This is a genomic window from Williamsia sp. 1135 (assembly GCF_002095395.1).
Classification (GTDB): Bacteria; Actinomycetota; Actinomycetes; order Mycobacteriales; family Mycobacteriaceae; genus Williamsia.
The window spans coordinates 1-1,092 of record NZ_MJEI01000011.1; the positions used below are offsets into that span (position 1 = coordinate 1).

Consider the following 1,092-nt stretch of genomic DNA (forward strand, 5'->3'; position numbering starts at 1 on the left):
CGAGAGGTGGAAGTCCAGGGGCGGGCTCGCCAGCAGCACACCGGTCAGACCACCGAACAGGAAGGTGATGATGAAGCCCACGGAAAAGAGCATGGGTGTCTCAAAGGTCAAGTGACCTTTCCACATCGTGCCTATCCAGTTGAAGAACTTCACCCCGGTGGGCACCGCGATGATGAACGTCATGAAGGAGAAGAACGGCAGCAACACCGCGCCGGTCGCGTACATGTGGTGTGCCCACACCGCCACCGACAACGCCGCGATCGCCAGGGTTGCATAGACGAGTGTCGAGTACCCGAAGATGGGCTTACGGCTGAACACCGGGAAGATCTCCGAGACGATGCCGAAGAACGGCAGGGCGATGATGTAGACCTCGGGGTGACCGAAGAACCAGAACAGGTGCTGCCACAAGATCACCCCACCATTGGCCGGGTCATACAACTGCGCGCCGAATTGTCGGTCGACCTCCAAGCCCATCAACGCCGCGGTCAGCAACGGGAACGCCAGCAGGATCAGCACGCTGGTGACCAGGATGTTCCAGGTGAAAATCGGCATCCGGAACATCGTCATACCGGGAGCACGCAGGCAGACCACGGTGGTGATCATGTTGACCGCACCGAGGATGGTGCCCAGACCGGAAACGGCCAGGCCGAGGATCCACATGTCGGCGCCGGCACCCGGAGAGTGCACCGCATCGGTCAGTGGGGTGTAGGCAGTCCAGCCGAAGTCAGCCGCGCCACCGGGGGTGATGAATCCGGCGACCGCCACCGTCGAACCGAACACGAACAGCCAGAAGCTGAAGGCATTCAACCGCGGGAACGCCACGTCCGGCGCACCGATCTGAAGCGGCAGCACCACATTCGCGAAACCGATCACGATCGGCGTCGCGTACATCAGCAGCATCACGGTGCCGTGCATGGTGAACAGCTGGTTGTACTGCTCGGTCGACAGGAACTGCAGACCCGGAACAGTCAACTCAGACCGCATCAGCAGGGCCATCAGGCCACCGATGAGGAAGAACGCAAAGCAGGCAACCAAATACATGATGCCGAGCATCTTGTGGTCGGTGGTCGTCAACACCTTGTAGATGAACGA

At 60.5% G+C, this 1,092-nt stretch carries 1 protein-coding gene; it reads right to left on the reverse strand.

What is annotated here, in order from left to right:
- A partial coding sequence (locus BFL43_RS00055) for a cbb3-type cytochrome c oxidase subunit I (protein ID WP_206186581.1) occupies positions 1-1,092 on the reverse strand: 1,092 nt, incomplete at both ends.